The sequence below is a fragment of the Ruegeria sp. SCSIO 43209 genome, from assembly GCF_019904295.1.
Classification (GTDB): Bacteria; Pseudomonadota; Alphaproteobacteria; order Rhodobacterales; family Rhodobacteraceae; genus Ruegeria.
Genome location: NZ_CP065359.1, coordinates 1886060 through 1907797 on the forward strand (window position 1 = coordinate 1886060; position 21738 = coordinate 1907797).

Annotated in this window: 22 protein-coding genes and 1 riboswitch; of the genes, 16 read left to right on the forward strand and 6 right to left on the reverse strand. The window is 59.1% G+C overall.

Translation table 11 applies throughout. The features are described 5' to 3' along the window. Window position 1 precedes the first annotated feature (1 nt). Entirely contained in the window at window positions 2-484 is a 483-nt protein-coding gene (locus I5192_RS09495) for a tripartite tricarboxylate transporter TctB family protein (RefSeq protein WP_170401217.1), read from the reverse strand. A gap of 66 nt (window positions 485-550) precedes the next feature. Further along, the gene (locus I5192_RS09500) at window positions 551-1528 is read right to left on the reverse strand and encodes a tripartite tricarboxylate transporter substrate binding protein (protein ID WP_170563585.1); all 978 of its coding nucleotides are present in this window, start codon (window positions 1526-1528) and stop codon (window positions 551-553) included. A gap of 108 nt (window positions 1529-1636) precedes the next feature. Here I5192_RS09500 and I5192_RS09505 point away from each other — a divergent pair, with 108 nt between their 5' ends. From I5192_RS09505 to I5192_RS09515, 3 genes are read left to right on the forward strand one after another with little or no spacing between them, the layout of a single operon-like run. Then, complete coding sequence (locus I5192_RS09505; RefSeq protein ID WP_170420955.1) at window positions 1637-2305, forward strand: response regulator transcription factor; 669 nt, start codon at window positions 1637-1639, stop codon at window positions 2303-2305. After that, window positions 2295-3662, forward strand: coding sequence for a sensor histidine kinase (locus tag I5192_RS09510; protein WP_170563588.1), 1368 nt, complete (start codon window positions 2295-2297; stop codon window positions 3660-3662). Before I5192_RS09505 ends, I5192_RS09510 begins: the two co-directional genes overlap by 11 nt. After that, window positions 3641-4639 carry an ABC transporter substrate-binding protein gene (locus I5192_RS09515; protein ID WP_170401224.1) on the forward strand — a complete coding sequence of 333 codons (999 nt, stop codon included), beginning with the start codon at window positions 3641-3643 and terminating at the stop codon, window positions 4637-4639. Before I5192_RS09510 ends, I5192_RS09515 begins: the two co-directional genes overlap by 22 nt. A gap of 124 nt (window positions 4640-4763) precedes the next feature. Here I5192_RS09515 and I5192_RS09520 read toward each other — a convergent pair whose 3' ends face one another. The 3 genes from I5192_RS09520 to I5192_RS09530 all read right to left on the reverse strand — a co-directional run bounded on the left by I5192_RS09520 (window position 4764) and on the right by I5192_RS09530 (window position 7476). Continuing rightward, complete coding sequence (locus I5192_RS09520) at window positions 4764-5375, reverse strand: class I SAM-dependent methyltransferase (RefSeq protein ID WP_170662099.1); 612 nt, start codon at window positions 5373-5375, stop codon at window positions 4764-4766. Next, window positions 5368-6375 (reverse strand): glycosyltransferase family 2 protein, encoded by a 1008-nt coding sequence (locus I5192_RS09525; protein ID WP_255611700.1) that lies wholly within the window; start codon window positions 6373-6375, stop codon window positions 5368-5370. The genes I5192_RS09520 and I5192_RS09525 overlap by 8 nt, the downstream gene beginning before the upstream one ends. Before the next feature lie 114 nt (window positions 6376-6489). Continuing rightward, window positions 6490-7476: an NAD(P)-dependent oxidoreductase gene (locus I5192_RS09530; protein ID WP_370644452.1), complete on the reverse strand. Its 987-nt coding sequence runs from the start codon at window positions 7474-7476 to the stop codon at window positions 6490-6492. Window positions 7477-7581: 105 nt separating this feature from the next. After that, a riboswitch (cobalamin riboswitch) is annotated at window positions 7582-7789 on the forward strand. Between the two features lie 84 nt (window positions 7790-7873). Between I5192_RS09530 and I5192_RS09535 the strand changes: the two genes are divergently transcribed. From I5192_RS09535 to cobJ, 7 genes are read left to right on the forward strand one after another with little or no spacing between them, the layout of a single operon-like run. Beyond that, a complete protein-coding gene (locus I5192_RS09535; RefSeq protein ID WP_170391837.1) occupies window positions 7874-8254 on the forward strand; it encodes a DUF1636 domain-containing protein in 381 nt (126 codons plus the stop codon). Continuing rightward, window positions 8251-9306, forward strand: a complete 1056-nt coding sequence (gene cobW, locus I5192_RS09540) for a cobalamin biosynthesis protein CobW (protein ID WP_170662098.1) — start codon at window positions 8251-8253, stop codon at window positions 9304-9306. Before I5192_RS09535 ends, cobW begins: the two co-directional genes overlap by 4 nt. 5 nt (window positions 9307-9311) lie before the next feature. Continuing rightward, window positions 9312-12605 (forward strand): cobaltochelatase subunit CobN, encoded by a 3294-nt coding sequence (cobN, locus tag I5192_RS09545; RefSeq protein ID WP_223116736.1) that lies wholly within the window; start codon window positions 9312-9314, stop codon window positions 12603-12605. Further along, complete coding sequence (gene cobG / locus I5192_RS09550; protein ID WP_170420945.1) at window positions 12602-13729, forward strand: precorrin-3B synthase; 1128 nt, start codon at window positions 12602-12604, stop codon at window positions 13727-13729. The genes cobN and cobG overlap by 4 nt, the downstream gene beginning before the upstream one ends. Then, on the forward strand, window positions 13729-14358 hold the full coding sequence (locus I5192_RS09555) for a precorrin-8X methylmutase (protein WP_223116737.1): 630 nt from the start codon (window positions 13729-13731) through the stop codon (window positions 14356-14358). The genes cobG and I5192_RS09555 overlap by 1 nt, the downstream gene beginning before the upstream one ends. After that, the gene (locus I5192_RS09560; protein ID WP_170420941.1) at window positions 14355-15083 is read left to right on the forward strand and encodes a precorrin-2 C(20)-methyltransferase; all 729 of its coding nucleotides are present in this window, start codon (window positions 14355-14357) and stop codon (window positions 15081-15083) included. Before I5192_RS09555 ends, I5192_RS09560 begins: the two co-directional genes overlap by 4 nt. Continuing rightward, window positions 15080-15838: a precorrin-3B C(17)-methyltransferase gene (gene cobJ, locus I5192_RS09565; protein WP_223116738.1), complete on the forward strand. Its 759-nt coding sequence runs from the start codon at window positions 15080-15082 to the stop codon at window positions 15836-15838. Before I5192_RS09560 ends, cobJ begins: the two co-directional genes overlap by 4 nt. Here the strand turns inward: cobJ and I5192_RS09570 are convergent. Next, window positions 15835-16566, reverse strand: coding sequence for a cobalt-precorrin-6A reductase (locus tag I5192_RS09570; protein WP_170401244.1), 732 nt, complete (start codon window positions 16564-16566; stop codon window positions 15835-15837). The genes cobJ and I5192_RS09570 overlap by 4 nt on opposite strands. Here I5192_RS09570 and cbiE point away from each other — a divergent pair. The 6 genes from cbiE to cobF are packed head-to-tail and all read left to right on the forward strand — an operon-like array spanning window position 16565 to window position 21690. Continuing rightward, the gene (gene cbiE, locus I5192_RS09575) at window positions 16565-17764 is read left to right on the forward strand and encodes a precorrin-6y C5,15-methyltransferase (decarboxylating) subunit CbiE (RefSeq protein ID WP_223116739.1); all 1200 of its coding nucleotides are present in this window, start codon (window positions 16565-16567) and stop codon (window positions 17762-17764) included. The two genes, I5192_RS09570 and cbiE, sit on opposite strands and share 2 nt — an antisense overlap. Beyond that, window positions 17761-18129 carry a cobalamin biosynthesis protein gene (locus I5192_RS09580; RefSeq protein WP_223116740.1) on the forward strand — a complete coding sequence of 123 codons (369 nt, stop codon included), beginning with the start codon at window positions 17761-17763 and terminating at the stop codon, window positions 18127-18129. The genes cbiE and I5192_RS09580 overlap by 4 nt, the downstream gene beginning before the upstream one ends. Then, on the forward strand, window positions 18126-18920 hold the full coding sequence (gene cobM / locus I5192_RS09585) for a precorrin-4 C(11)-methyltransferase (protein WP_170401250.1): 795 nt from the start codon (window positions 18126-18128) through the stop codon (window positions 18918-18920). The genes I5192_RS09580 and cobM overlap by 4 nt, the downstream gene beginning before the upstream one ends. Then, window positions 18907-20229, forward strand: a complete 1323-nt coding sequence (locus I5192_RS09590; protein WP_370644453.1) for a cobyrinate a,c-diamide synthase — start codon at window positions 18907-18909, stop codon at window positions 20227-20229. Before cobM ends, I5192_RS09590 begins: the two co-directional genes overlap by 14 nt. Then, window positions 20226-20954, forward strand: a complete 729-nt coding sequence (gene cobA, locus I5192_RS09595) for a uroporphyrinogen-III C-methyltransferase (RefSeq protein WP_223116742.1) — start codon at window positions 20226-20228, stop codon at window positions 20952-20954. Before I5192_RS09590 ends, cobA begins: the two co-directional genes overlap by 4 nt. Further along, window positions 20947-21690, forward strand: coding sequence for a precorrin-6A synthase (deacetylating) (gene cobF / locus I5192_RS09600; RefSeq protein WP_223116743.1), 744 nt, complete (start codon window positions 20947-20949; stop codon window positions 21688-21690). Before cobA ends, cobF begins: the two co-directional genes overlap by 8 nt. The last annotated feature ends 48 nt before the right edge of the window (window positions 21691-21738 follow it).

Genomic DNA, 21738 nt, shown 5'->3' on the forward strand with positions numbered 1-21738 from the left:
GTCAGCCTCCGAAAACGCCCGGCAAGGGTCGCATGTAGATGCCAAGAACCTCTTGCACGAGGTACCAGACTGAACCTGTAGCGATTACGGCAACCGGCAGCATGACGTGCCATTTGCGTTCGCCCAGAATGAAAGAACCGAGGATCAGGAACCCGGATGTCGAGATCAGAAATCCAACCGGACGCAGGCACAGCGCATAGGCAACCATCAAAGCCAGCAACAGCAGCGCCTGGCCCAGGTGATATTCGCCCAGCCTCCGATAATCGATATCAGCCTCTTTGGGCTCAGCCTTTTCAAATCCCAGCAGAATAATCGTTGTGGCAATTATCCCCAAAATCGACAGCACCTTGGGAAAGGTGCTCGGCCAAATGGGGTTGCGCTGCATGAAGGGGGGCAGACTGCCATCCATCGTGAACCAGGCGGTGTAGCCATATGTCAGGCAAATGCCCAGCAAAACGAGCGCGATCCAGCGATCCAGCGCCATGTTTCCCCCTCCTTTGATTTATTGTTGGTTGAGGCAGAGCGGTTGCCCGCTCTGCCCGAGGTATCCTTACAGGAAACCCAACTTTTTCATCAGATCGCCGATCTGCTTTTCCTGCTGTTCCAGGAACGATTGGAAATCAGCACCCGAGTTGTGGATGTTCACCCAACCGTTACGGGCGCGGACCTCTTCCCATTCAGGTGTGTCATACATCTTGGCGATGGCTTCTTGATAAGCTACCAGCTTGTCCTCTGGCAGACCGGGAGCAGCAAAGAACCCACGCCAGTTCACGAAAGTTGTGTCGATGCCCTGCTCTTTCATGGTCTGCGCATCAGGGGCTGCATCCACGCGCTCTTCCGCGGTGACGCCAATGATCTTCACCTCACCTGCATTCGCCAGATCGACAGCCTCCGAGAAACCGGTCGATAGCGCGGCAATCTCACCGGACAGAAGCGCGGCCATCGCTTTGCCACCTGCATCATAGGGGATGTACTTCACGCCCAAAGCGTCCTTGCCTGCCGCTTCCATCACCATGGCCGCGACCAGATGGTCCATCCCGCCCGGCACAGAACCGCCGCCGATGGCCGTTGTACTTGGATCGGCGTCATATGCGGCTAGCAGGTCCGCCATTGAATTGATGGGGCTGTCTTTGCCCACAACAATCGCGGCGTAATCGCCGATCGTGCCCGAGACCAGTGTCAGGTCGCGGAAATTGTGCGGGAACACTCCGGTCAGAGAGCGGATCACGATCGGGGTCGAGTTGACCATAAGCGTGCCGTGGTTGCTGTCGGCGTTTTCGATCAGATATCCGATGGCTTTACCACCGCCGCCGCCCGACATGTTTTCGTAGGATGCAGTTCCCACGAGACCCGCATTCGTCAGCGCCTCACCGGTGCCACGGGCCGTGCCGTCCCAGCCGCCTCCTGCGCCACCGGGGATCAGAAAGTGGATGCTATCTACGACCTCTTCAGCGAAAGTCGGTCCAGCCAGACCAATAGCGGTCACAGCCGCGATTAGGGCGCGACGGCCCAGTTTGATTTTCGTCATGAATTCCTCCCGTTTGACAACCGGCCGCAGTGCGGCTCAGATTATTCGAAACCTAAACACATCAACCTGACATCAACCTGTCATGGGTGAAATTACTATTGGATCCCGATGAAATTCCTCTTGGTCGAAGACAATCTGGACCTCGCCAATGCCATAAGTTCGCGCATGCGACTGGACGGGCATGTGGTTGATCACGCAGAGAAAATAGAAGATGCTGTGGCCTTTGTTGAAATCGATGAGTATGACCTGATCCTGCTGGACATCATGCTTCCCGACGGGGACGGGCGGGATTTCCTCAAACGGCATCGCGCCAGCCATCTGGACACACCTGTCATCGTTCTGACCGCCCGCAGTCAAGTGTCGGATCGAATCGGCTCACTCGATCTTGGGGCGGACGATTATGTCACCAAGCCCTTCGACCATGCTGAACTTGAGGCGCGCTGCCGCGCAGTGCTGAGACGCAAATCCGGCAAGACCAAAACGACGATTGAAATTGGCGGCGTCGTCTTTGATCCGGTTGCGGGTCATTTGACGGTGGGCGACGACATCGTCTCGCTTCGCAACCGCGAACTGCGCTTGTTGGAACTGCTGATCAACGCCCCCGGTCAGGTGTTTTCTAAGCAGAAGCTGGCGGACCGGTTGTTCTCCTACGACGACAATGTTTCGGACAATGCCATCGAGGTGTATGTTGGACGACTGCGTAAGCATCTGGAAAAATCGGACCTCAGGATCACAACGTTGCGCGGTTTGGGCTACAGGCTGGATCATGGCAATTAATCCAAATGTTTCCGGATCACTGCGAAACCGTCTTGCGCTAACGCTAATCGGCGGTGCCGCGATTCTGGCCCTCGTGCTGTTCTTTGCTGTCCGCGACTATGCAGTTCAGGTTGCCCAGCAAGGTCAGGACAACATTCTGGGTGCCTCAGTCACCTCGATCCTCGACGCCGCGGCGCTGCGTGGAGGCGAGCTTGAAGTCGATATCCCCTATGCTGCCTTTTCCATGCTGAGCACGCCGTCGGACGACCGAGTGTTTTATGCGATTTTTCAGGATGGCGAGTTCTTGTCCGGCTACGAAGACCTGACCCCAACTCAAGGACCCGCTGATGGAAAATGGACCTTTCGCTTCGGTGAAGTGCGCGGTGAAAACGTTCGTCAGGTCAGTGCCAGCCGCACTCTGGTTGGGCTGGGAAATCAGACAGAAATCGAAGTGGCCTTGGGACAGACCCAAGATGCGCTGTCGGAGACGCTGGATCAAATCTCACGCAATGCCGGCCTTTTGGGATTGGGGTTCTTTGTGCTTGCGGCTGTATTGTCCTTCTGGGTGAGTTCGGCCACCATCGGCCAGCTCGACAGATTAACGACATCCGTCACCCGTCGGGGACCGCAAGATCTCAGCCCATTCAAAAAACCAGTACCGCGTGAAATGGCGCCTTTGGTGTCATCGCTGAATTCGCTGATGGGACGCCTGGACCAGTCTCTCAGCCAATCCGAGGACTTTATCGCCGAGGCCGCCCATAGGGTCCGCACCCCGCTGGCAACGGTCAGGTCTTATGCCGAGGCGACGCTGCAACGGGTGGAGAGAGAAGACAACCGCGAGGCGTTACGATCAATGATGCGCGCTATCGACGAAAGCTCTCGGGCCGCGGGGCAACTACTGGATCACGCCATGATCACATTCCGCGCTGACCATCTGGAGCGCGAGGATATCGATCTGGTGACTCTGATCCGAGAGCTTGTCCAGCGCTTGACGCCCATCGCTGAAATGAAAGACCTTTCGCTTGCTTTGAGCGGCGATCCGCAGGTCATGTATTCGGGCGACCCCATCCTCATCCAAAATGCGGTGCGGAACATGGTAGACAATGCGCTTAAATATGCGCCAGCGGACAGTACCGTAGTCATCGATGTCGCAGGGTCACCCACAGCCCGGATCACGGTCAGTGACCAGGGGCCAGGCTTTCCGCCAGATGAAATCGAAACGCTCACAAGACGTTTCGAACGTGGTCAGAACGCGGCAGGAACCATCGGATCGGGCCTCGGGCTAACCATTGCCCAGGACGTCGCGGTCGCCCATGGTGGCACGCTGGTACTTTCAAACAAAGCGGAGGGCGGCGCATGCGTTATCTTGTCACTCTGATCCTGTGCCTGTTCGCCAGCGGCGCAGGGGCTCAGGATTGGGAAGACCGACAAATATTCAACGAAAGTGCCGACGGCCCCCGACTGCGGGTCATTTCCAGCACCGATACCGCCCTGTTTGCGCCGCTGATCGAGGATTTCGTCGCCCAGAATCCAGCGATATCGGTCGAATATCTGGTGACCGGCACGGCCGATATCGACCGACGCGTCCGAGCCACGCCAGAAGCGTTCGACGTTGTCGTTTCCAGCGCGATGGACCTGCAACTGAAGCTCGCGAATGACGGATATGCGCTGGCGCTTAACGATCTTCCGCACCCCCCTTGGGCGCAATGGCATCAAAGCCTGTTCGCCTTCACTTCGGAACCCGCAACCATCGTTGTCAACCGCACCGCGTTCGAAGGACAACCAATGCCGCAAACGCGGCAGGAACTGATCGAAGCGCTGCGTGCCCGCCCGGATGATTTTCGGGGCAAAGTCGGCACTTATGACGTGCGCCAGTCGGGATTGGGCTATTTGTTCGCGACGCAGGACGCCCGCGCCTCGGAAACCTATTGGCGCTTGATGGAGGTTTTGGGCGGCCTGGACGTGCGGCTGTATTGTTGTTCGGGCGACATGATTAACGACCTGGCGGATGGTACGATCGCGGTGGCCTACAACGTGCTTGGCAGTTATGCGGCGGTACGAACAGAAGGAAAGGATGCCCTTCAGATCATTCTGCCTTCGGATTTTCAGACGACGATGATGCGAACCGCCATGGTAACTGGCAAAAGCCGCTTGCCGGAGGAAGCGGAAACCTTTGTCCGGCACCTGACCACGCTGAATCCGGAATCAATGGCAGCACTGCCACTTCTGGACACGCAGGACTCCACGACCGAAAGCGCAGCGATAGCGCTGGACCCTGCGCTGTTGACGTTCCTCGATACGCTGAAGCGCAGAAAGTTCCTGTCTGCCTGGGAAAGTGCCGCTATTCAAAAATGATCGGACTTAGACAACAACCCTATCCGTCATCGCTGAACTTGTTGCTTAACACTGTTGACGCTGGAAGACATCAGCCAGCCCAGATTACCTCGCACGAATCTATAATCAGAAAAATGATCTCGGCTCAAAGTTTCTCGACGGCCACCTGCGCCCCCATGATGGCCTTGAGCCGCAGCCCCGCAGAATGTGCCCCGAGGAATTCGTGGAACGCACGCATCACGTCATCTTTCCACCACCCTCGCCTGTGATAATCGTCAAGCATGATTACGCCGCCTTCGATCATCTTGGGCAGCAAAGCATCCAGATCCGTTTTTACGCCCTCGTAGGAATGGTCGCCGTCCAAATAGGCAAACCCGATGCTTTGATCTTCAAACAAACGCAGCGCCGGTTGCGAATAGTCGCGAATGATCGAAACTTGCCCCTTGGCGATCTCGGTGCTGTATTTACCCGTTACTGCATCGTAGATCCGATCCATATCCTTTTGCGTGCGCGCTCCGGCAAGCGAAGCACCGCCATCCGGGTCTTGCTGTACTTGCCAGGGATCGATGAGGCACAATTTAGAGGGTTGCAGCTCTTCCAGCAGAATCCGCGAAAATTCGCCCTTCCAAACGCCAATTTCAACGCTCAACCGTCCATGCGGCATGGTCTTGAGCATTTCGCGCCGCAGGGAATCCTTCCGTTCGCGCTGCTCAGCTTGCTTCTTGCGGCGATCCTCAGCAGATACAGCTTCACCCATAGACGTCTTCTCCGGTTGAGGAATTTTGCAACGCTTCAACCAGATCAACCCAGTCCGGTCTGGCTCTCAATTCTTCGGCTTTCGACCTGTGCCACTCACATGCTTGGTGATGGAGGTCTGCCAATTGCGGATCTGCCATCATCTCAGATTTGATGTCGTGCATAGCCGGCATGTGTTCCAGAATTGAGCGATCCTCAACATCATTGTGGTTCATCATGAGCCAGTATTTGAGCCCTTGATCCTGCCCCACATGATTGGTGCGCCCACGGTCGCGCTTGACCAAAAAGCTATCAGTGCTGCGCACAGCATAATGATGAATGCGCGCGAATTCATGGCTGAAACCACGCCATGCTTTCCATTTCACTTGGTCTGCTGGGTACAGGTTCCCGCCCGAATCCCGCCACAACACGCCTTCGTATGGCGCGTCAGGGTTCGGTGCATCTTCTGGATTGATCCTGGGACGATGGGCGCGAAAACGGCTGAATTTTCCGTTGTTGCGGAACAGCGTTTTGAACCCTTTGGTCCGATGATGCGGATAGCCGTCTTCGGTGGCGGCCAGAAAGAAAGTCTCAGGTACAGGTCGATCAACGAAATCGTTCTGACCCGCATTTCCGAACATGCGCCAGCAGATCGAGATCGCGTCCGCCACGCCGCTGGCCTCAACGAGGCTTCTTATATCACTATTGGGCAAACGGATATTGATATACTCGTCCACATCCAAACTGAGAATCCAATCCGATGACAGATAGCTTGGGTGATTCCGCGCAAGCGAAAATGCACGAACCTGCGGCGCGGCGCGCGGACCCAGTCTGTTTCGCTCGTGGTGAGCCCAGCCAAGCACTTGCAGCCGTTCGCCCATGGCATCAGTACCATCAGCGCAATCATTGGTATAAATCAGAATGTCATCAAAACCGATTGCGTGGTTGTAGGCCACCCAATCGATCATGAAAGGCCCTTCGTTTTTCATCGTTGTTACGATGAGAAAGGTCTCATTCGTCATAAGTTGTTCTCTTGCCTGTGCCGGTGTCGGACTCCTGTTGATCTGTTTAGAATAGCCCCAGAATTTTGTCCAACCAGGTCGCCAGACAGCCGCAACGCTTGCCGATTATTTGATCTACCGATTCTGCGGGATCACCTCATAACCCGGTTCTTCTGGCTCGTCGTCCAGCATCTCGGTTGGGAACCCTGGCGCCTGGATCTCCAGTCCGGTCGCGTCCTCTAGCCGCCTGATGATGTTCGGGGACAGTTCACGCTCACCATATCGCGCGATGCCATCTTCGAAAATCTTAATCATCAATGGGTTTATCTCCAGAGGAACTCCGGCACGGTCGGCGACCTCCTGAAACAGACCGATATCTTTTTTCACCAGGTCCATGGTGAAGGAAATATCGCGCGAGCCGTTCAGGATGACCTGACTTTCGGTCTCGTGCACGAAGGATGTGCCTGACGATATCTTGATCGCCTCATAGGTGGTTCCAAGGTCCATACCGGCGGCCTTGGCTGTCACCAATGCCTCGGCGCAGGTGATCAGGTTGGCGGTAGCCAGATAATTGGTCAACACCTTCAGAACAGAGGCCGAGCCCAGATCGCCCGTGTGCAAAATGCGACGCCCCATGGTGGTCAGGAATGGCAGGATACGTTCAAAAGTCTCACGATCACAGCCTGCGAAGATCGAGATATTACCCGTCGCTGCCCGGTGACATCCGCCGGAAACCGGGCAATCCACTGCAGCCCCGCCTCGTTCGATGACCATTGCGCCAAGGCGTTTGACTTCGGCTTCATCGGTGGTCGACATTTCCATCCAGATTTTGCCAGGGCCGACCTCTGGCAACATTTCCTGCATCACCGCATCCGAGGCCGCAGGAGAAGGCAAACAGGTTATAACAGCATCGCAATTGCGCATCAGTTGCGCCGGGCTTTTGGCGGCTTTGGCACCCTTGGCGACGAATTCGGTCACCAGATCCGGGTTCAGGTCATGAACCGTCAGATCGATACCGTTTCGTAGCAGCGATCCAGATAGCTTGCCCCCTACATTCCCCAGCCCGATAAACCCTACTTTCATGCGCGGTATCCTCCTGTTCGCATCTTGCTGCCATGCCAGCACGTCGTTGCAGAAGTATCATGCCGCCCAGCGACCCCGACAGGTCGCTTTTTATCCGCTTTTTCACGGATCGGCGCGACTCGCTTGACAAGCAACCCTGCCCTGCCGCATGTCCCTTTCGTTGGTGTCTGCGAGAGCAGATGAAAAGGGAATGCGTCAGCGGTTTTTGCCGTCAAACGCAGCCGCCCCCGCGACCGTGACCGGAGAGGGTGCCCAAAGCCACTGGCAGTATGGCCGGGAAGGCGGGACATCCGACAGAGGCCTCCTCTGACATCCGCAAGCCGGGAGACCTGCCAACGCCCGAAGATGAAACCGGACGGGGTGTTCCGGTGTGGGGCTGTGATCGGCCCGCATGAAACCCCGTCCCCCACGAAGAGGATTTGGGGGGATGAGAGACATGACCGAGACCGCACCGGTCGAACTGCTGGTTTGCACTACCTGCCGTCGCGGGCTGCCTGTCGAGGATGACGCCCAGCGCCCCGGCACGTTGCTGCACAAGGCGCTTGAACAGGCGGGCCTGCCCGAAGGCATTACCTTGAAAGCTGTGGAATGCCTGTCGAATTGCGATGAAGGCTGCTCGATCGTGCTACGCGGAGGACCGGATCGCTGGACTTTCGTGTATGAGCATCTGAACGAGATCGACCATGTTGAAACCATCGTCGAAGGCGCAGCCAAATACCTCGCCACCGAGGACGGTTTGGTCAAATGGCGCGAACGTCCCGAACATTTCCGCAAAAACTGTGCGGCCCGCATTCCCCCGATTGGAGCCCTGAAATGAGCAATCTCGAGAAACTCCCCGTCACTGTGATCACCGGCTTTTTGGGCTCGGGCAAAACCACTTTGGTGCGACACCTGATGCAGAACCCGCAGGGCAAGCGTCTGGCGGTGGTCGTCAACGAATTCGGCGATGTCGGCGTCGATGGCGATATCCTGAAGTCCTGCGCCATTCCTGATTGCCCGGCGGAAAACATCATGGAACTGGCCAATGGTTGCATCTGCTGCACCGTGGCCGATGATTTCATCCCGACCATTGAAGCCCTGATGGCACTAGAGCCGCGCCCCGATCACATCCTGATCGAAACCTCCGGTCTTGCCCTGCCAAAACCGCTGCTGAAGGCGTTCGACTGGCCCGATATCCGCTCGAAAATCACCGTCGATGGCGTGATTGCTCTGGCCGATGCCGAGGCCGTGGCCGCTGGTCGGTTCGCTCCGAATGTCGAGGCGGTAGATGCGCAACGCATGGCAGATGACTCGATTGATCATGAAACTCCCTTGTCCGAGGTGTTCGAGGATCAGATTTCCTGCGCCGACATCATTCTGCTGACCAAGCCCGATCTGGCTGGCCCGGAAGGCGTTGCGAAAGCGAAAGAGATCATCGCCGCCGAAGCGCCCCGCCCCCTGCCCGTCGTCGAAGTGGCTGAGGGTGCCGTGGACGTCCGCGTCGTGCTGGGTCTAGAAGCCGCGGCCGAGGATGACATGGACGCGCGTCCCAGCCATCACGACGGCCATCACGATCACGAGCATGACGATTTCGAAAGCATCATCGTTGAACTGCCCGAGCAAACCGATCCGATTGATCTGGTCGCCAAGATTGAACGATTGGCCAACGAGTTGAATATCCTGCGCGTCAAAGGCTATGCCGCCGTTCAAGGCAAGCCCATGCGCCTACTGGTTCAGGCCGTCGGTGCGCGCGTGCGTCACCAATATGACCGCCCGTGGGAGCCCGGCGAAGACCGTCGCTCGCGCCTTGTGGTCATTGCCGAGCATGACGATATCAAAGAGGCCGAGATCCGCGATATCCTCGTGGGTGTAACCGAGGCTGCCGAGTAAGACTTATGCACGTCGTCTTCCGCGAAAGCCATGGGCTCGAAGAAACCGAGACCCCGACCGATCTGGGTCAGAGCCCGGCGGACCTGGTGGTGCTGTCCTTTTCCGACAGTGACCTTGGCGCTTTCGCGGCGGGTTGGCATCGTGGAGGTGGGCCTGAAGGACGCATGCCAACGATGCGGCTGGCCAATCTGACGGCGCTGAAGCATCCCCTCTCAGTCGACACATATGTCGAGCAGACACTGGAGGGCGCAAAGGGCATCCTGATCCGTCTGATCGGTGGAGTGCCCTATTGGGCGTACGGCTTGCAGCAGGTTCTGGCGCTGGCGCAGGCCAAAGGGATTGCACTGGCCGTACTGCCCGCAGACGGTCGCGAGGATACGCGGCTGGATGATTACTCTACCCTGCCTGTCTCGACCCTGCGGCGGCTGGCGCATCTGTGCGACACCGGCGGTGAGGTCGCGGCGCAGGCCGCTCTGGCGCAGATGGCACTGGCTGCGGGGTTGTATGCAGGTCCGGTCATGGGCGCCAAGACCATCCCCGAATGCGGTGCCTGGTGCCCAGATCACGGCGTGATCCCTGCAGAAAACGCTCTGCCCGGTGATGCGAAACGTATCATCGTAACCTTCTATCGTGCTTATCTGACCTCGGCGGACACAGCCCCAATCGCAGCGCTGATCCGCAGCTTGCGCGCGCGGGGTTTTGAGGCCGTCGGCCTGTTTGCCCCGTCGCTCAAAGCACCAAATGCCGCCGATTGGCTGCGCGAAACTATTGTGGCGCTGAAGCCTTCGGCGATCGTCAACGCCACCTCATTCTCAGGCAAGGGCGCATCAGGCACCTCACCTCTCGATGTGGCAGAGGTGCCGGTCTTTCAGGTGGCGCTGGCCACCTCACGCCGCAAAGCGTGGGCCGAAGCGGAACGTGGCCTTTCACCAGCTGATCTTGCCATGCATGTGGTCCTTCCGGAAGTGGACGGGCGGATCAACGCGGGCATCGTATCTTTCAAAGAGCCGGGCAAACGCGACCCGCATCTCGAATATTCTCGCTTCGCTCATCGGGCTGAACCCGAACGGATCGAAGCCATCATCAACCGCATCTCCGGCTGGCTGAACCTTCACGACAAACCCACAGCGGAGCAGGTTCCGGCGCTGGTACTATCGACCTATCCCGGCAAAGACTGGCAGATGGCACATGCAGTGGGTCTGGATGCGCTGGCCTCGGCTGAGGCAATGTTGCTCGATCTGCAAGGCGAAGGGTATGACACCGCGCCTGCCGAGCCAATTGCTGAAACTCTTCTTGATGCCTGGATTTCATGGCCGCTAGAGGATTATCAGGTGGCGCTGGCGGCGCTGCCGGAAACACTCCGCACCGATCTCAATAAGGTTTGGGGCACTCCCGAAGACGACCCTGCTTTCACAAATGGCGCGTTCTACTTCACTGCGCTGCGTCGCGGAAAGGCTCTGATCGCGCTGCAGCCCGAGCGCGGTACACCCGAACTGCGCGATGACGACTATCACGATCTGTCGCGCACACCGCGCCACGCCTACGTCGCCTTTTACTTATGGCTGCGCAAAGGATTGGTCGCGGATACGCTGATCCATATCGGCGCGCATGGCACGCTGGAATGGTTGCCGGGAAAATCAGTCGCCTTGTGCAACGAGTGTTGGCCCGAGGCGTTAATCGGCGATTTGCCGGTGATCTATCCCTTCATCGTCAACGACCCCGGCGAGGCCGCGCAGGCCAAGCGTCGGATCGGGGCGGTCACGTTGGGCCATATCCCACCCCCGATGAAGGAAAGCGGCACACCGGATCGCATGGTACGGCTGGAATCGCTGTTGGACGAGTTCTCGAACGCGGACGGGCTAGACCCCAAACGCCGTGATCGCCTGCAGGAAGATATCCGGGACGAGGCGCAGGCCATCGGGCTGGAAAGCGATCTTGGCCTCGATCAGGCCACCTGTACCGCCGAGGCGATCACGCGCATTGACCGATTTGTCTGCGACATCAAGGAAAGCCAGTTCGGTGATGGGCTGCATATCTTTGGGCGCGTCCCCGATGAGACGGGCAATTTCGACGCTGCCCCCTCAGCCCAAGCTGAACGCTCTGCCCTGATTGACGCTTTAGCGGGCAAACGGATCGAGGCCGGGCCGTCCGGATCCCCCTATCGCGGGCGTACGGATGTTCTGCCGACCGGGCGGAATCTTTACACGACCGATCCGCGCTCGGTTCCCACGCGCGCGGCCTATACACAAGGCGTCAAGCTCGCTGAGGAACTGGTTCGGCGGCACCTGCAAGAAGAAGGCGACTACCCCAAGGGCTTGATCGTCGATCTATGGGGTTCGGCCACCATGCGCACAGCGGGCGAGGAATTCGCCATGGCGCTGCATCTGCTGGGGGTGAAGCCGGTTTGGGACAAAGGGTCTGAGCGGGTCTCGGGCATCGAAGTGTTGCCGATCACCGATCTCAGCCGCCCGCGACTGGACGTAACATTGCGCGTCTCAGGTCTTTTCCGGGACGTGTTCCCGACGCTTTCCGCGCTGTACGGTCAGGCTGTCCGCGCATTGACCAAACGAGATGAAGCACCCGACTGGAATCCTTACGCCGGTCAGGAGCCTGCGGCACGGGTCTATGGGCCAGCCCCCGGCAGCTATGGTCTGAACATGACTCATCTGTCCGAAACCTATACGGATGAGGCACGCGTGCAGGCGGGTGAGGCTTGGCTGGACGCCAGTTCCTTCGCTTTGGAAGGTGAACACATCGCGCAGGATAAGGACGGTATCTCGCAACGCGTCGCCAACGCCGACAGCTTTGTGCACCTACAGGACCTGACCGAGACGGACTTGCTGCTGGCCAATGATTATGCAACGCACGAGGCCGGATTTGCCGCCGCCAAGAAAATCACCGGCGGTACCGCACAGCTCTATCATCTGGACAATACCAACCCGGACAACCCGCGCGCCCGCACCCTGCCCGAGGAAATCAGCCGCGTCGTCTATGCCCGCGCCGCCAACCCGGGCTGGATTGCCGGAATGCAGCGGCACGGGTTCCGGGGCGCCGCTGAAATCGCGGCGACGCTGGATCATATGGCATCTTTCGCGCATCTGTCCGGCACAGTCGCACCGCATCTGTTCGATCTGTACCACGACGCCACGCTGGGCAATGAAGAGGTCGACGCCTTCCTGCAACAGGCAAACCCGCAAGCACATCAGGCCATGCAGGATCGGTTCCGGGCACTGCTGGAGGCAGGGCTATGGCATACCTGCCGGAACTCGATCCGCGCCGACCTGGAGGGGTTGGGATGAGTGCGCCCATCGTGCAGGGCTGGTGCCCCGGTGCCCATCGCCCGATGATGTCCGGTGATGGGCTGGTCGTGCGTGTGCGCCCTCGGCTGGCGCGCCTGGATGCCCAACAGGCGATAGGGCTGTGCGAATTGGCGGAACGGTTCGGCAATGGCACGATCGACCTTACCAACCGCGCCAACCTTCAGCTGCGTGGAGTAAAGGAAACCGACCATCAATCCTTGTTGGCCGCGCTTTCCTCGCTGAACCTGCTGGACGCCGAACCCGGAATCGAAATTCGCCGCAACATTCTGGTCTCGCCACTCTTTGAAGCCGGTGATCTGACCGCTCGGCTGACACAGGAATTGATCCAGCGTCTGGCCGAGCTTCCGGATTTACCTGCCAAGTTCGGCTTTGCCATCGACACAGGTTCCGAGCGTTTATTGGCCGATGACTCGGCGGATATCCGGCTTGAACTCGGTTCAGGCGGCCTGATCTTGCGCGCGGACGGGGCTGAAACCGGGCGAGCGGTAAGCGAAGCCCAAGCCATCGACCTAATGATCGCGTTGGCGCAGTGGTTTGCGCAAACCCACACAACCGAGACCCGCCGCATGGCGCGGACCGTTGCCACATATGGTTTGCCCAGCGAGTGGCAAGGCAGCGCGCCCGGCCCCATTGGCGTGCCTCTTCAGCCGGGAGCCTGCGTGCAGGGGACACTCTATGGCGCTGCCTTTGGGCAGCTACCGGCGCGGCAACTCCATTTGCTGATCGAAAACAGCAACGCCACTGCCCTGCGGGTCACACCATGGCGGCTGTTCCTGTTGGAAGGCGGGGCGGCGATACCCGCCCTTGACTTTGTCACAGATGGCACCGACCCGCTGAGAACAACCGACGCCTGCCCCGGCGCGCCATACTGCCCGCAGGCGCAGGTCGAAACCCGCGGTGTGGCGCGCGCCCTGGCCGCGCGCGTTGCAGGCAGCCTGCATGTATCGGGCTGCGCCAAGGGATGCGCCCGAATGGGTCCGGCCGATGTCACTTTGGTTGGCAATTCCGGACGATTTGACCTTGTCAAACAAGGCCGTGCGGGGGATGAGCCCTGCCAACGCGGCCTGACCGAAGAAACACTCATGACCATGGACTTCACCTGATGCCCTATGAATACGAAACCGACGGCGCGGCGATCTACAAGCAGAGCTTTGCCACCATCCGATCCGAGGCTGATCTGGCCCGGTTCGATGCCGATGAAGAACAGGTCGCCGTTCGGATGATCCACGCCGCAGGGATGGTCGGGCTGGAAGAGTTCGTCCATTTCTCGGACGGTTTTGTCTCGGCAGCGCGTTCCGCGCTGGAAAATGGCGCGCCGATCCTGTGTGATGCCCGCATGGTCAGCGAAGGCGTCACCCGCTTTCGCCTGCCCGCTGATAACGAAGTGATCTGCACCCTGCATGACGAGCGCGTGCGCCCTCTGGCTGCCGAAATGAGCAACACGCGCTCTGCCGCCGCGCTAGAGCTGTGGCGTCCGCATCTGCAAGGAGCACTGGTCGCGATCGGTAACGCCCCTACCGCGCTTTTCCACCTTCTGAACATGTTGGAAGATCCCGACTGCCCACGCCCCGCTGCCATTATCGGCTGCCCGGTGGGCTTCGTCGGAGCGGTCGAGTCCAAGGATGCCTTGTGGGAGGCGCAGCCCGTACCCTCCTGCATCGTCAAAGGCCGTTTGGGAGGCAGTGCGATCACCGTAGCCGCAATCAACGCCATCGCGAGCCGCGCGGAATGAGCGGGGGAAAGATATACGGCGTAGGCCTTGGCCCCGGCGATCCGGACCTGATGAGTGTCCGTGCAGACCGCCTGCTGCGCAATGCCCGCCATGTGGCGTTTTTTCGCAAACCTGGCCGCACAGGTCAGGCCCGCAAGATCGTCAATGGAATGATCCCCGGCGACGCCATCGAGTTTCCAATGGAGTACCCGGTAACCACCGAAATCCCGGTGACGGATCCAAGGTATAATGAACTCCTTTCGGTGTTTTACGAAGACTGTGCCGCACATCTGAAGTCGCTTACCGAAAATGGTGAGGATGTAGTGGTCCTGTGCGAAGGCGATCCGTTCTTTTATGGATCATTTATGCACCTTTACAATCGATTACGAGACATATCTGAAGTCGAAGTCGTACCTGCCATAACCGGCATGTCCGGCGCTTGGACCGCAACCGGTGACCCGATAACTTGGGGCGACGATGTCCTCACGGTTCTTGTTGGAACCTTGCCCGAGGATACTCTGACTGAACGCATGACCCAGACCGACGCGCTGGTTGTCATGAAGATCGGGCGGAACTTCGACAAGGTAAAGCGCGCGCTGAGACAAGCCGGGCTGTATGACCGCGCGTGGATCGTCGAATACGCTCAGATGCCGAACCAACGGGTCTGCAAACTGTCTGACAATTGCGAAGGGATCACGCCCTATTTCTCGATCATTCTGGTTCATGGACAGGGACGCCGACCATGAGCGGTTGGGTCAAGATCGCTGGCCTTGGGCCTGGAAACGAAGCACTGGTCACTCCCGAAGTCACTGCCGCGCTGGCAGAAGCGACGGACGTGGTTGGCTACATCCCTTATGTTGCTCGGGTGGCCGAGCGAGAGGGATTGACCCTGCACGCCAGCGATAACCGGGTCGAGATCGACCGCTCTCAGCACGCTTTGCAAATGGCGGCCGACGGTAAGCGCGTCGTTGTAGTCTCGTCAGGGGATCCCGGCGTGTTTGCGATGGCCGCAGCGGTGTTTGAAGCGCTTGAAAACGGGCCGAATGACTGGCGCGACATACAGATCGAAGTGTTGCCCGGGATCACTGCGATGCTGGCGGCTTCGGCCCGCGCTGGGGCACCGTTAGGGCATGATTTCTGCGCCATCAACCTGAGCGACAACCTGAAGCCATGGCCACTGATCGAAAAGCGCCTCCGACTTGCCGCGCAGGGCGATTTCGCCATGGCGTTCTACAACCCTCGCTCGAAGTCTCGACCGGAAGGGTTTGAAAAAACGCTGGAAATCCTGCGGGAAGAATGTGAGCCGGAACGCCTGATCCTGTTTGCACGCGCTGTATCCCGCGAGAATGAGGCTTTGCGGATTTCAACTCTGGAAGAAGCCACGGCAGATATGGCGGACATGCAGACCGTCGTCATCGTCGGCTCGTCCCTGACCCGCATAGTCGAGCGCAACAGCGCCCCGATCGTCTACACCCCGAGATTCACGCTGGCCAAGGATTAAGTATGCGCCAGCCAGTCCAAGACCTGCGTGACATTTGCCAACTCGGTCCGCTTCGGCAGGGTCGGACGGTCTATCATCAGAACCGGCAAGCCCAGCGCCCTTGCGGCATCCAGTTTGGCCCGCGCGCCGGTGCCACCCGCATTCTTGGACACAATCAATTGCGTATGGTGACGTTCCATCAAGGCCCGGTCCTCTTCAACAGAAAACGGGCCCCGCGAAACGATCACATCGCTTTTCGGAAGCGGCAATGCGTCCGGATCGTCTACAAGCCGCAAAAGATAGTGATGCTGAGGTTGGGCTGCGAAGTCATGAAGATGCATGCGGCCAACTGCCAGGAAGACGCGGCGGGCTGGACCAGCCAAAGCTTCAACCGCAGCTTCAATATCCGGTACGTGCTGCCAGTTATCTCCGTCTTGCGCGACCCAGGCAGGCCGGGTCAGAGCGGCCAAGGGCGTTGCAGCCCTCGCACAGGCATCCACCGCATTTCGGCTCATCTGTGCCGCAAAGGGATGAGTCGCATCGACAACATGGCTGACGCCGTGCTCGTGAATGTACCGCGCCAGTCCCGCTGCACCACCAAACCCGCCCACGCGCATCGGCACGGGTTGCGAGCGCGGGTTATCGACACGTCCAGCGTAGGAATATGTAGCGGGAATGCCTTGATCGGCAACCGATTTTGCCAGAGCATTCGCCTCGGTCGTGCCACCAAGAATCAGGAGGTTGGGCATGTCTGAAACTCCGTGGCTGACTGTATTGGGTTTGGGCGAAGATGGACTGGATGGCCTGTCCCCTGCAAGCCGTCAAGTGCTGGACCGCGCTGAGATTGTCATGGGTCCGACACGCCACCTGTCGTTGATCCCAGACAGCGCGGCGGAACGGATTGAATGGCCGGTCCCATTTGCCGATGGCCTGCCAATTCTGACCGCATTGCGCGGTCGGCAAACCGTTGTGCTGGCCTCGGGTGATCCGTTCTGGTTCGGGGCCGGGTCCGTTATCGCGCGTAATTTCGAAACGAACGAATGGATTGCCCTACCCGGCCAGTCGACCTTTTCGCTTGCTGCTGCGCGGCTTGGTTGGCCGCTTGAAAACACGTTGACCTTCGGGCTACATGCCGCGCCTCTGACGCGCCTTCGCCCTCACTTGGCACCCGGCCTGCGCGCGATTCTCTTGCTGCGCGACGGCAAAGCCGTAGCCGAGCTTGCGACCTATCTGGGCAAAACCGATTTTGCGGATTGTACTCTGCACGTCATGGAAGCGCTCGGTGGCCCCCGTGAACGCGCGCGCAGCGTGTCGCTGACCGAGGCGTTGCTTGGTACATTCGAACATCCGGTTTGTGTCGGTCTTGATGTCGCGGGTACTGGGCGTGCCTTTCCCAAAGCCTCGGGAAAGCCCGATGACATCTTTGAAACCGACGGCCAGATCACCAAGCGCCCCATTCGCGCGCTAACCCTGTCGGCGCTTGCTCCTCAGCGGGGTGAGCATCTGTGGGATATCGGTGGTGGCACCGGTTCGATCAGCATCGAATGGCTGATGTGCGATCCGACGCTAACTGCAACGACTATCGAGCCGCGTGCTGATCGGGCCGAACGCATTCGCCGCAATGCCAATACGTTAGGGCAGGATCGGTTGTGCGTTGTGCACGGTTCTGCACCAGAGTCGTTGGCTGATCTTGACCGACCCGATGTGGTGTTCATCGGTGGCGGTCTGAGTGCGGATCTGCTGAACTGGCTACAGGCTAATCTTCAGGCCGGCACGCGGCTGATCGCCAACGCGGTGACATTGGAAAGCGAAGCGTTACTAGCTGAATGGCACGACAAGCTCGGCGGAGACCTGCTGCGCATCGAACTGGCGCAGGCAGCTGCGCTTGGTCCACGGCGAGGCTGGAAATCTGCCTATCCCGTAGTGCAGTGGAGCCTCACGTTATGATCGTCGCGGGGTTAGGTTTCTCATCCTCTGCTACGCTGGCCAGTCTTCGTGCCGCTTTCGAGCTTGCCTCGACAGGAAAAACTGTCGAGGCCCTTGCGACCGTTGCGGACAAGGACGGACACGCCGCACTTGCCGCGCTTGCAGAAGCAACTGAGCTGCCGATACATTTCATTCCGGCAAATGATCTTGCCGAACAACGCACACTTACTTGCTCAACCCGCAGTCGCGCCACATATGGCACCGGCAGCGTGGCCGAAGCATCCGCTCTTGCTGCCGCCGGACATGGCGCGCGGCTGATTTCACCCAGACAAATCTCGGACGACCGGCTTGCAACCTGCGCCGTCGCCATCGGAGGACAGACATGACCGTTCATTTCATCGGCGCCGGACCGGGCGCCGCCGACCTGCTGACCCTGCGCGGGCGCGATATCATCGCCTCCTGCCCGGTGTGCCTTTATGCGGGTTCATTGGTACCCGAGGAGATTCTGGGCCACTGCCCCAAAGGCGCGAAGATCGTAAACACCGCACCCATGGATCTGGATCAGATCATGGCCGAAATCGAAGCAGCGCATAAAGCTGGACAGGACGTGGCGCGGCTGCATTCCGGGGACCTCTCGGTCTGGTCGGCGATGGGTGAGCAAATCAGACGTCTGAAAGAGATGGGTGTCCCGGTCAGCGTCACGCCCGGTGTACCCTCGTTTGCGGCTGCGGCTGCAGCGCTCGGGACCGAGCTGACACTGCCCGGTCTGGCGCAATCAGTGGTCTTGACCCGCACGCCCGGGCGTGCGTCTTCGATGCCGGAAGGCGAGACACTGAAAAACTTCGCTAAAACAGGTGCGACTTTGGCTATCCACCTTTCGATCGGAAATCTGGATAACGTCATCGCCGACCTGACACCTGCCTATGGGGCAGACTGCCCGGTCGCCGTGGTCTACCGCGCTAGTTGGCCGGATGAGAAGATCATCCGCGCAACGCTTGCCACGTTGAAGGAGGCGCTGGACAACAGCATCTCGCGCACCGCACTGATCATGGTTGGTCCGGCGCTTGCAGGTGAAGGGTTTGACGAAAGCTGTCTGTATTCCAAGACATATGACCGCCGCTATCGCCCTCAAAGCGCCGACAGTCCGTGGTCGAGCTGGAGCCATGGTGATGACTAACCCACCGGGAATACTGATTTCCGCTCCGTCGTCGGGTACAGGCAAGACCACAGTCATGCTAGGATTGCTCCGGGCGCTGGCCGAGGACGGCTTGACCGTGCAGCCGTTCAAAAGCGGGCCGGACTACATCGACCCGGCTTTTCACCGGGCTGCGGCAGGCCGTGCCTCGTTCAATCTGGATAGCTGGGCGATGGGGGAGCCGCTGCTAAGCGCGATCTCTGAGCAGGCGACGGGCGCGGATATTGTGGTGGCCGAAGGCTCAATGGGTTTGTTTGATGGCGTCGCCAAACCCGGAGAGCTGGGGCATGGGTCGAGCGCTGAAACGGCGCTACGCATGGGATGGCCGGTCGTTCTGGTCCTGGATGTCGGAGGACAGGCGCAATCGGCGGCGGCGACCGCGCTTGGCTTTCGGATATATAACCCCGATCTACCTTTTGCCGGGGTGATCCTGAACCGCTGTGCCAGCCCAAGACATGAGCGGCTGACGCGGCTGGGCATGGAACGGGCTGGATTGCCGGTTCTGGGCGTTCTTCCGCGCCGAGGTGATCTGACTCTGCCCGAAAGACATCTAGGCCTGATCCAGGCGGTTGAGCATCCGGATCTGGAAACGGCAATCGCCGGATATGCCGCATTCCTGCGTGAACATGTCGATCTGGATGCGATCAAACGGGCGGCCTCCTCAGGCCCTGTTGGGCCATCGTCAGCCGCGCTGCCGCGACCCCCGGCGCAGCGGATCGCACTGGCCCGTGATGCAGCGTTTTCATTTACCTACCCGCATCTGCTGGAAGGGTGGCGCAGCGCCGGTGCAGAAATACTGCCCTTTTCGCCACTGGCAAACGAAGCGCCAGCTGCAGACGCTGAACTGGTCTGGCTACCGGGGGGCTATCCCGAGCTGCACGCAGGAACATTGGCGGCAGCAGATACCTTCTTGACGGGACTGCGCAAACACGCGGAAACGCGGCCCGTGCATGGTGAATGCGGGGGCTATATGGCATTGGGGGAAGTTCTGGTCGACAAGGAAGGCGCGCCACATCAGATGGCGGGGTTGTTGGGTCTGCAAACCTCATACCAAAAGCGCAAATTCAACCTTGGCTATCGTAGGGCTGAACTTTTGGCGTCGATGCCTGGCTTTGCCAAGGGTACCGCCTTGCGCGGACATGAGTTCCACTATTCCTCGATCATCGAACAACCTGACGCTCCTCTTGCGCGAGTCTTCGATGCCGAGGGGGCCGAAGGCCCTCAGACAGGATCGCGACGTGGCAATGTCACCGGCACATTTTTCCATCTTATTGCAGAGGCCTCGGCATGACCGGTTTTGTCTCTTTCATTGGCTCCGGTCCGGGTGATCCGGAGCTACTAACGCTCAAGGCCGTAGACCGGATGCAGAAAGCCGATGCGGTGCTGTTTGATGATCTCAGCAGCGGCCCGATCCTGACCCATGCGCGTGACGATGCTGATCTGGTTGGTGTTGGCAAACGCGCCGGTCGCCCTTCGCCCAAGCAGGATCACGTCAGCCGATTGTTGGTGGAGTATGCGCAGACCGGTCAGCAGGTGGTACGCCTGAAATCCGGTGACGGAGGATTGTTCGGTCGACTGGAAGAAGAACTGGTCGCGTTGCAGGCAGCCGGCATCAAGTACGAGATCATTCCCGGCATCCCCTCTGCCGTCGCGGCGGCAGCTGCAGCTGGTATTCCTCTGACCCGACGCCTGACTGCACGTCGTGTTCAATTCGTCACCGGGCATGACGTAAGTGGCAAATTGCCGACCGATCTGAACCTTTCCGCCCTGGCTGATGCTAGCGCGACGACGGTCGTATTTATGGGCAAGCGCACTTTTCCCTTGCTGGTCGAAGCCCTGAGCGCGCATGGCTTGCCGTTGGACACGCCTGCTTTGATGGCCGAATCTGTTTCAACTCCCGAGCAATCCTTGGAGCGCTCCACAATCGGAGACCTGTCCGACAAGCTGCGATCCGAGGTTGGAACCGCCCCGGCCCTGATCCTGTATGGCCCGCTGGCAGAGTTCGAAGATGTTTGAACTGATTCTGATCGGAATCGGCACGGGTAATCCCGACCACCTGACCTTTCAGGGGGCGAAGGCGATCAGATCAGCGGACCTGATCCTGATCCCGCGAAAAGGAGAGAACAAAGCTGATCTGGCCGGTTTGCGCGAAGACATCATCTCGCAGGTCACCGACAAACCTGCACGGATCGCCTATTTCGACGTTCCCAAACGCCGGGCAGATGACGGCTATCTCCGAGGCGTCGACGAATGGCACGACGCAATTGCCCTGCGCTGGCACGAGGCGATTTCAGCCTACCCGGACGCGCAGAAGGTGGCGTTGCTGATCTGGGGTGATCCGTCGCTGTATGACAGTTCGCTAAGAATTGCGGCGCGGCTGGACCCGCAACCGCAAGTCCAGGTTATTCCGGGAATCACAGCGTTACAGGCATTGACTGCAGCCCATGCGATCCCGATCAATGAGCTGGGCGCGCCCTATGTCGTGACCACAGGCCGTCGCATCCGCGATGATGGATGGCCTGAAACGGCGTCGAAAGTGGCCGTAATGCTGGATGGCGAATGCTCGTTCCAGAGCCTGAAGATGACCGATTATGACATCTGGTGGGCGGCATATGTGGGCATGAAAGAAGAGATTCTGATCAAAGGCCCATTGGCGGATGTGGCGCAAGACATTCTGGATACCCGCGCGCAGGCCCGTTCTGATCACGGCTGGATCATGGATATCTATCTGCTGAAGAAACGTGCGGCCTGACGCGCGCACAGGATTGTGAGCCCCGTTTCAGCGCTTTTCTGTCATCAA

Excerpts from the sequence above, each read along its gene's own strand:
- I5192_RS09580 (WP_223116740.1), top strand. The coding sequence starts at position 17,761 with ATGATCGTCGCGGGGTTAGGTTTCTCATCCTCTGCTACGCTGGCCAGT.
- I5192_RS09505 (WP_170420955.1), top strand. The coding sequence starts at position 1,637 with ATGAAATTCCTCTTGGTCGAAGACAATCTGGACCTCGCCAATGCCATA.
- cobJ (WP_223116738.1), top strand. The coding sequence starts at position 15,080 with ATGAGCGGTTGGGTCAAGATCGCTGGCCTTGGGCCTGGAAACGAAGCA.
- I5192_RS09560 (WP_170420941.1), top strand. The coding sequence starts at position 14,355 with ATGAGCGGGGGAAAGATATACGGCGTAGGCCTTGGCCCCGGCGATCCG.
- cobA (WP_223116742.1), top strand. The coding sequence starts at position 20,226 with ATGACCGGTTTTGTCTCTTTCATTGGCTCCGGTCCGGGTGATCCGGAG.
- I5192_RS09555 (WP_223116737.1), top strand. The coding sequence starts at position 13,729 with ATGCCCTATGAATACGAAACCGACGGCGCGGCGATCTACAAGCAGAGC.
- cobF (WP_223116743.1), top strand. The coding sequence starts at position 20,947 with ATGTTTGAACTGATTCTGATCGGAATCGGCACGGGTAATCCCGACCAC.
- cobM (WP_170401250.1), top strand. The coding sequence starts at position 18,126 with ATGACCGTTCATTTCATCGGCGCCGGACCGGGCGCCGCCGACCTGCTG.
- cobN (WP_223116736.1), top strand. The coding sequence starts at position 9,312 with ATGCACGTCGTCTTCCGCGAAAGCCATGGGCTCGAAGAAACCGAGACC.
- I5192_RS09520 (WP_170662099.1), bottom strand. The coding sequence starts at position 5,375 with ATGGGTGAAGCTGTATCTGCTGAGGATCGCCGCAAGAAGCAAGCTGAG.
- I5192_RS09590 (WP_370644453.1), top strand. The coding sequence starts at position 18,907 with ATGGTGATGACTAACCCACCGGGAATACTGATTTCCGCTCCGTCGTCG.
- I5192_RS09510 (WP_170563588.1), top strand. The coding sequence starts at position 2,295 with ATGGCAATTAATCCAAATGTTTCCGGATCACTGCGAAACCGTCTTGCG.
- cbiE (WP_223116739.1), top strand. The coding sequence starts at position 16,565 with ATGTCTGAAACTCCGTGGCTGACTGTATTGGGTTTGGGCGAAGATGGA.
- I5192_RS09525 (WP_255611700.1), bottom strand. The coding sequence starts at position 6,375 with ATGACGAATGAGACCTTTCTCATCGTAACAACGATGAAAAACGAAGGG.
- I5192_RS09535 (WP_170391837.1), top strand. The coding sequence starts at position 7,874 with ATGACCGAGACCGCACCGGTCGAACTGCTGGTTTGCACTACCTGCCGT.
- cobG (WP_170420945.1), top strand. The coding sequence starts at position 12,602 with ATGAGTGCGCCCATCGTGCAGGGCTGGTGCCCCGGTGCCCATCGCCCG.
- I5192_RS09500 (WP_170563585.1), bottom strand. The coding sequence starts at position 1,528 with ATGACGAAAATCAAACTGGGCCGTCGCGCCCTAATCGCGGCTGTGACC.
- I5192_RS09495 (WP_170401217.1), bottom strand. The coding sequence starts at position 484 with ATGGCGCTGGATCGCTGGATCGCGCTCGTTTTGCTGGGCATTTGCCTG.
- cobW (WP_170662098.1), top strand. The coding sequence starts at position 8,251 with ATGAGCAATCTCGAGAAACTCCCCGTCACTGTGATCACCGGCTTTTTG.
- I5192_RS09570 (WP_170401244.1), bottom strand. The coding sequence starts at position 16,566 with ATGCCCAACCTCCTGATTCTTGGTGGCACGACCGAGGCGAATGCTCTG.
- I5192_RS09515 (WP_170401224.1), top strand. The coding sequence starts at position 3,641 with ATGCGTTATCTTGTCACTCTGATCCTGTGCCTGTTCGCCAGCGGCGCA.